The organism is Armatimonas sp., from assembly GCF_031410135.1.
In the GTDB taxonomy this organism is placed as follows: domain Bacteria; phylum Armatimonadota; class Armatimonadia; order Armatimonadales; family Armatimonadaceae; genus Armatimonas.
The window spans coordinates 1-7,148 of the sequence record NZ_JANNYP010000771.1; the positions used below are offsets into that span (position 1 = coordinate 1).

Genomic DNA, 7,148 nt, shown 5'->3' on the forward strand with positions numbered 1-7,148 from the left:
GGATTCCTTTTTTGCCTTTTGGAGTCGCCGCGTTTTTCAGCCTGCTACCTCACCACTTTTATGACCTGCACCCGCCAGACCCCGCCGTACTCACGTGCCCAGAAGTAGCCGTAGCGGGAGGCGTTCTCGGTGACGTCCCAAGTGGCGCGGGTCTGGTGCTTTGTGGAGAGAATAAACTGCCGAACTTTGGCGATGTTCTGCTCGATCTGATCGGGTGTCTTGAGCGAGGCAAAGTCCAGCTTCCAGGAGCGGAAGTAGGCCTGCTCAAAGTTCCAGCGCAGGTCTTCGGAAGAAATTTTCATGGAGGCAGCCCAGAGATTGAGGGTGATATTTTTCTCTTTTGCCTTCGCCACGACGTTCTTCCAGCCCTGCGGATAGAGCATCGGATCGGGCCGCCAGTGGTTTCCCTGTGTTTGGTTTCCCTGCCAGCCGTCGTCTATCTGGAGCGCGTCCAGTCCAAGGTCGGCGACGGAGTCCAGCTCTTTCAGGACAACGTCTTCGTGGGCCATAGCCTTGGAGTCAATGCCATTCGATCCGCCACTGCCCCAGGTGTTGGCCTGGGCATAAAAATCGCGCTTCGGGTCGGAGGGATAGCGCAGGCGTGCAAAGTGCTTGAGCGCTCGTGAGAGAGGTATCTGGCCATCATATTGAATCGTCCACACCGCCCAGCACTCGCGCCAGCGGTCGGGCGTGATATCGGCAGGCGCGAGGCGCAGGCCACTGCACATCAGGCTCTTGCCGTCGAAGACAAAAGCGCCGGTATTCACGCCGCGCTGATTGACACACTTATGCGACTCCTGGACAAGTAGCAGGCCGACGCCTCGCTCACTCTCCAGACCCGCGGCACTTGCCCAAGGAACCGTCTCTGACCCAGTCCCTGTGAGCACTTCGTCGCGTAGGAGCGGCGTGCTTGCCAGATTACGGTGCTGGGTGTCGTTGTAGTAACCGATGTAGCGCCGACGGGCTACCGCTATCTCGACAATGGCTGTATGTTCCTCCTGTGAGCCAGCGGCCACGGGGGAAACCGTGCCTCGTAGCCAGAGCTGGGTGCGAATGCCAGGCGCGTCGGGGTAGGCCCAGATGACATATTTGAGTTGGATGGGGCCGTAGTCAAAGATGGCCTCGATTGCCAGATGCTTACTGGTGAAGCCTTCGTCGTCGCTGGGTGTGATCGTTAGCGTGAGAAGCTTTCCCGAAGCGCCTTCGGGGAGGATGCCAGGAAGCGACCAGTCGCAGTCGGCGGCTTTGGTGCTGGCAAAACCGCGCTCCGTCAGCCGCCAGCGCCAGACAGTCTTGCCGGTAGATACTTGCAAGATTTTGGCAATATAGGTCGCGCTGGCTCTGCCAAGCTGCGCTTGTTGGGTCGGCATCAGTTGCTCGTTTTCCACCAGTCAGGATCTTTCGGGTCGAAGCGGGGATTGTTTTTGGGAAGTGCAGCGCTGGTTTCTTTCAAAAAGACCTCCAAAAGCCGCTTCAGCGCGGCGACACGCTTAGGCTCACTGGCCACACAGTTTCGCCGCTCCTCGGGGTCGTCCTTGAGGTTGTAGAGCTCCCAGCGCTCGCCCAGGATCAGTTTCCCGTAGAGTGCGTTGTTGCCTGGTGTCGCGCCCGTCGGGTCGAGAAAATCCCCGTAGTAGTGCACCAGCTTCCAGTCCCCCTGCCGCACCGAGGAGCAGGGAGTTCGGGCGTACATCGGGGTGTAGGTGGGCAGGTGCCAGAAAAGCGTGTCACGTGTGGGGCGAGTGCCCTTACCAAGTAAAAACGGCGCAAGGCTCACGCCGTCTAAGCGCTTCTCGGTTTTCGCCCTGGCAAGCTCCAAAAGTGTCGGGTAGAGATCCACCGTGTGCGTCATAAAGGCGCTCTGGCTGCCGGGTTTGATCCTGCCCGGCCAGCGCATAAACAGCGGGACGCGAATCCCACCTTCGTAGGGAGCGCCCTTGGAGTCTCGTAGCGGGGCCATGTCCGCCATTCGCCCAAGCCCACCGTTGTCGCTGGCAAAGATCACGAGCGTGTTTTGAGAGAGCTTGAGCGCGTCCAGCTTTGTCAGAATCTTCCCCACACTCGTGTCTAAGTGCTCTAACATCGCCAAATAATCCGCCGTGGGTCGCTCGGCGAGAATACAGACAGGCGAGGAGCTTTTCTTAAAGCCCCGCGCGATGTACTTATCCACCAGCGCTTTAGGAGCCTCCATAGGGGTGTGCGGGGCGTGGTGCGCCACAAAAGCAAAGAAGGGGTGAGCTTTGTTGGCCTCAATAAAGCCCAGCATGTCGTCGGTGATGCCCGTCACGCTCTTGTCGTTGTCGTTAGCGGCCTCTCCCACGAAATCAAAACCATACGACGCAAAGTAGCCAGGGCGCTTCTTAAGCGGGGCGGCGTTGTAGTTGTCCGCGATGTGCCACTTGCCCGAGAGCCCCGTGGCGTAGCCCGCGCGTTTCAGATCCTGGGCCAGGGTTGCTACCGACGGCGGGAGAGCCGTGGCTGCCTCCCCTGGAATCAGCGGCGGGTTGCGCGGAGGCTTCTCGGTAGTCACTCGGAACATGCCCGTGCGTGCGCCCCACTGCCCGGAGAGCAGCGCCGCTCGGGTCGGGGAGCACTGCGGCTCTGCATAGGCATGGGAGAAACGCATCCCCTGCGCCGCGAGCCGATCTAGGTTCGGAGTATCGACGGCTTTATTTCCCGTGCAATGCAGCGCATTCCAGCCCAGATCATCGGCGAGAATCAAGACAATATTGGGCTTCTCAGGCTCGCCTGCAAGGACACGGGAAGCGAGCAAGAGCAAACCCATTAGGGTTAAAACTATCTTCACTTACGCACCTGCTTTGGGGGGAATGTCTGGGGCTGATTCTTGGCGTTCCAGGCATCAAAGAGTTGACGAAGCTCCGCGACCCGCGGGGGCTCTTTTGCCGCCTGATCCTGTTTCTCACTCAGATCCTGTTTAAGATTATAAAGCTCGGTCACCGCGCCTTCTTCTTTTATTACTAGCTTCCAGTCTCCGAGGCGAACGGCGGAGAGATTAGGCGAGCGGCGGGCCTGTTGCCAGGTGGCGTGATCGGTGGTGTGCCAGAAGTGGGGGCGCTCGGGGAGCTTGCCTTTTCGGGTCAGAGCGGGGAGCAGATTGAGGCCATCTTGGTCAGGCGGCTGGGGGATACCTGCGGCAGCAAGCACGGTGGGCTGAATGTCAATGGCGCTCACGGGGGTATCCAGGCGCGTTCCCGGTTTGATCTGACCCGGCCAGCGCACCACAAATGGCACCCGCACGCCGCCCTCGTACACATCGAACTTCTGGCCTCGCAGGGGGCCGTTGAGCGTTCCTAGTACCCGCGGCTCGCCGCCATTGTCGGAGAGAAAAAAGACCAGCGTGTTGGGATCAAGCTTGGTCATCAGCTTGCCAATGTTTGTATCTAGATTGTGGATAATTGCGGCAGCCATCTGGCGCTTGGGCTCTAGGTGCGTAAACTTCGCTAAGTCCTCAGGCTTGGCTTCCTGCTTGAGGTGCGCTGCGGTGTAGGCGAGATGCAAGAAATAGGGCTTGTCGTGTCGTGCCTCGATGATCTTGCAAGCTTCATCGGTCAAAAGATCCGTCCCGTAGCCGGTTACCACGGACTCTTTGCCGTCACGGGAGTAAGTCGGATTGACGTACTGTCCAAACGCGCCGAAGTAGCCAAAGAACGTGTCGAAGCCTCGGTTGCGCGGGGCGAACTCGGAGTTATCGCCCTTGCCTAGGTGCCACTTCCCGACCAAGTGCGTCGTGTAGCCCGCTTCCCGTAGGCGCTGTGGCAGGAGAGTCACCTCACGCGGGAGGCCGTTTTTCATCCCATCGCAGGGACGGTTGTCTTCAAGGCCGAAGCGCTGTGGGTAGCGCCCGGTGAGAAACGCCGCGCGGGTCGGGGCGCACATCGGAGTAACATAGCCACTGGTGCAGACCGCGCCGGACTTGGCAAGCCGGTCAATATTGGGGGTCGGAATATCTTTGGCTCCGGTAAAGCCAAAGTCTCCCATCCCGATATCATCGACGAGAATCACAAGGATATTGGGTCGTTGCATTTGTCTAGAGTTATTGCACAAATAATTGTGCAATGCAAGCCAAGACGCGCTGGTGCGCCGTAAAGTTCACTCTAGCCGCCAGGGCCGACCGGCGCGAGCCCAACCGTGATGTACGGATTGATCGTCGCATCGTTCTCCGCCCGCGCCAGCTTCCAGAGCGTGCGACAGAGCTCGGCTTTGGTACTTGCGTAGTCTGGGTTCTCCGAGAGATTGGTCAGTTGGTGTGGGTCACTTTCTAGGTTATAGAGCTCGTCGAAGTCGAAGCCATTGAAGATGTAGCGCCAGCTCTTGGTCTGCACCCAGCGCTGGGAGTAGTAAAGTTCCACCCCATTGCACTGCCCCAGAAGTGCCTCGCGCCAGCTCTCTGGCTGCCTGTCTTGCAGAAACGGCACGAGGCTTTCCCCTGATGCGGACTTTTGCTCGGCTCCCGCCAGCTCGCGAAACGTCGGGGCGAAGTCAGCGAGCGAGACGAGAGAGTTTATCTGCCTGCTGGGGTTGATGATGCCGTTTGGCCAGCGGACGATTGCGGGGACATGGTAGGCACCGGTGAAGCTGGCGATTCCCTTGGCAAAGAGCCCGTGGTCACCGCAGTAGTCGCCGTGGTCAGAGCAGTAGAGCACGAGGGTATCGTCCGCTTGGCCCGTCGCCTCCAGCGCGTCTAAGAGCAAGCCGAGCTGGTCGTCGAGGTAGGCGCAGTAGGCCCAAAAGTGGCGGATCGCGTCTTTTACTTCCTCGGGGCTGAGCTGGCCCCATATCTGCTCGCGCTGGCGTCGGTAGATATTGGGCTTATCTTTAAGATCGTCGGCGTAGCTCTCGGGGAGCGTGACAAGCTCCTCAGGAACCCGGTCGAGATATTTCTGCGCCACAAAGTACGGGTCGTGCGGGCCGATGTAGCCCACAAACAGGCACCAGGGCTGCTCCCCTCGCGCCAGCTCTGGCAGCGTGCGCAGTGCGTTCTCCGTGACGCTCTCATCGTGGTTGTCGCGCTCACGGGTGCCGTAGAGGCGAAACGGGGGGTAGCCGGGGCGTAGAATCTGGCCGGGGCTACGCGTCTCGGGCTGCGCGGTTGCACCAGGCCGGTCGTAGTCGTGCCAGGTCCAGCCCATGTGATCGCCGGGGACACTGGTTACTTTTACATTGCGCCAGCCAAAGTAGTTGGGGCCGCGCCGTGCGTCCACGTGCCACTTGCCACAAAACGCCAGATCATAACCCGCATCGCGTAGCTCGTCGGAGAAGCACGTAATCCCATCGTTGAGGCCCCACGAGAGCCGCATGTCGTTGTTGAGGTTGTTCCAGACCCCGGTTCGGCTCGGGTAGAGCCCCGTGTGAAACGTCGCGCGACTCGGGCAGCAGTGTGGCGACGGGCAGTAGGTCTGGCTAAACGTGACCCCCTCTTGCGCCAGCTTCACCGCATGGGGTGTTGGGGCCGGATGCTCAGGCCGCACCGTGTCGGCGCGCTGGTGATCCGTCATGACGATCAAAATATTGGGTTGTTTCATGTGCTTTCCGCCAGCGCAACTGCTTGCTCCAAACTCATCGTGCGCCCTTCCTGCCACGCAGCGTCGAAAGCGACATCGTCGTTCAGCGCGGCGCGGGCTTCGGCGATACTTTTGTCCAAAAACTTGCGCATATGAATGGTCTTGGGCTGACCTATTTCCTCATCCAACCGTTCTGCCTGACCCCATAGACGCACCATATTCCCAAGAGAATTGTTTTTGCCGAGAACAAAACCTATAGATTCTAGCAACAACGCAATCGAGGACTTAATATTTTGCTTCACGTAGACACCGAGAGACTCGCGAAACAAGGTTCCTGCAACGTCGTAATTTTCGAGCTCAAAATTTATCCCACCCAAATTGTAAAGAGCAACCCCGATGCCATCAGGGTTACCGATCTTCCGTTGCATCTGCAAATGTTCCTCTTGGAAGCGAAGCGCCGTCACCTCATCGTTTTGATGCAGCGCATTAACTCCTAAGCAGTTGAGTATTTTGGCGATACCTTGTAAATTGTCCAGCTCTCGGAAAATTGCCAGACTCGCCTCGAACCGCTGCTGAGCGAGCGCATTGTCCTTCTGTTGGAGGGCTAGCCATCCCAGCGCATTGAGCGTATGGGCGATGCAGAGTCGTTCGTTCAATTCCAGCCGGAGCTCCAGGCTCTGTTGCAGAAAGCGGTTCGCATCCTCAAATTCATAGTAGCGAGTGGCGTAAACCCCCAGAATATGAAGCCCCTTGGCCCGAAGACTCGGGCTCACATCTTCGGGCGATGCCATCGCCCGCGACACCTGCTCCCGTGCTTCGGTGAAAGAGATGCGTATCTTCATAAAATAATCCGTCGCAAAGACGAGTCGCAGGGCTGCTTCGACGCGTTCGGGCGAATCGCCGCTCCATTCCAGCGCGGCACGCAAGTTGTCGAGTTCGGATTCCAGAAGATCCATCGTCTCTGCCATCCGTGCGGTGCGGGTCTGTGGCTCTTTCTCTTCGGCAAGGGCGAGGAAAAATGCCAGATGCTTATCGCGGTAGGTTTCCCCATCGCCGCTTTCCAATAGCCGGTCCCGGCTGTACTGGCGAACGGTTTCGAGAAGCCGATAGCGCGTGCTCGTCCCCGACGGTTCGGCGACCACAAGGCTCTTGTCGCACAGGGATGTCAGGTGGTCGAGCACTTCCCAATCCTCGACAGGCTCACCTGCACAAACGGCTTCGGCGCTCTCCAGTGTCCAGCCCCCGGCAAAGACGGAAAGGCGACACAGCAGAGCTTTCTCAGCAGAGGATAGTAAGTCGTAGCTCCAGTCAATCAGCGAGCGCAGGGTTTGTTGGCGCGGCAAGGCCGTTCGACTTCCCCCCGTCAAGAGCCGGAAACGCTGATCAAGTTTGGTGTTGATATCTTCAACAGAGAGACTGCGGGCGCGGGCGGCGGCAAGCTCAATGGCAAGTGGAATCCCGTCCAGACGAAAGCAAATAGACGCCAGTGCGGGCGCGTTCGCATTCGTAACCGTGAAGCTTGGCTGCGTTTGGAGAGCGCGATCAATAAACAATTGCACCGACTCAAAGTGCGACAGACTCTCCGCCGTCTGGGTTTGCCTGGGATCGGGCAGGGAGAGCGAAGGG

General features: G+C 58.8%; 4 protein-coding genes and 1 pseudogene. All 5 read right to left on the minus strand.

What is annotated here, in order from left to right; genetic code table 11:
- Positions 1 to 44 precede the first annotated feature (44 nt).
- Positions 45 to 1,370: a hypothetical protein gene (locus tag RMO15_RS28335; RefSeq protein WP_309720913.1), complete on the minus strand. Its 1,326-nt coding sequence runs from the start codon at positions 1,368 to 1,370 to the stop codon at positions 45 to 47.
- Positions 1,370 to 2,806, minus strand: a complete 1,437-nt coding sequence (locus RMO15_RS28340; protein ID WP_309720916.1) for a sulfatase — start codon at positions 2,804 to 2,806, stop codon at positions 1,370 to 1,372. The genes RMO15_RS28335 and RMO15_RS28340 overlap by 1 nt, the downstream gene beginning before the upstream one ends.
- A complete protein-coding gene (locus RMO15_RS28345; RefSeq protein WP_309720919.1) occupies positions 2,803 to 4,044 on the minus strand; it encodes a sulfatase-like hydrolase/transferase in 1,242 nt (413 codons plus the stop codon). The genes RMO15_RS28340 and RMO15_RS28345 overlap by 4 nt, the downstream gene beginning before the upstream one ends.
- 71 nt (positions 4,045 to 4,115) lie before the next feature.
- Positions 4,116 to 5,543, minus strand: a complete 1,428-nt coding sequence (locus tag RMO15_RS28350; RefSeq protein ID WP_309720921.1) for a sulfatase-like hydrolase/transferase — start codon at positions 5,541 to 5,543, stop codon at positions 4,116 to 4,118.
- Positions 5,540 to 7,148, minus strand: a pseudogene (locus RMO15_RS28355) (hypothetical protein); the annotation flags it as partial. The pseudogene RMO15_RS28355 and the gene RMO15_RS28350, both read right to left, overlap by 4 nt.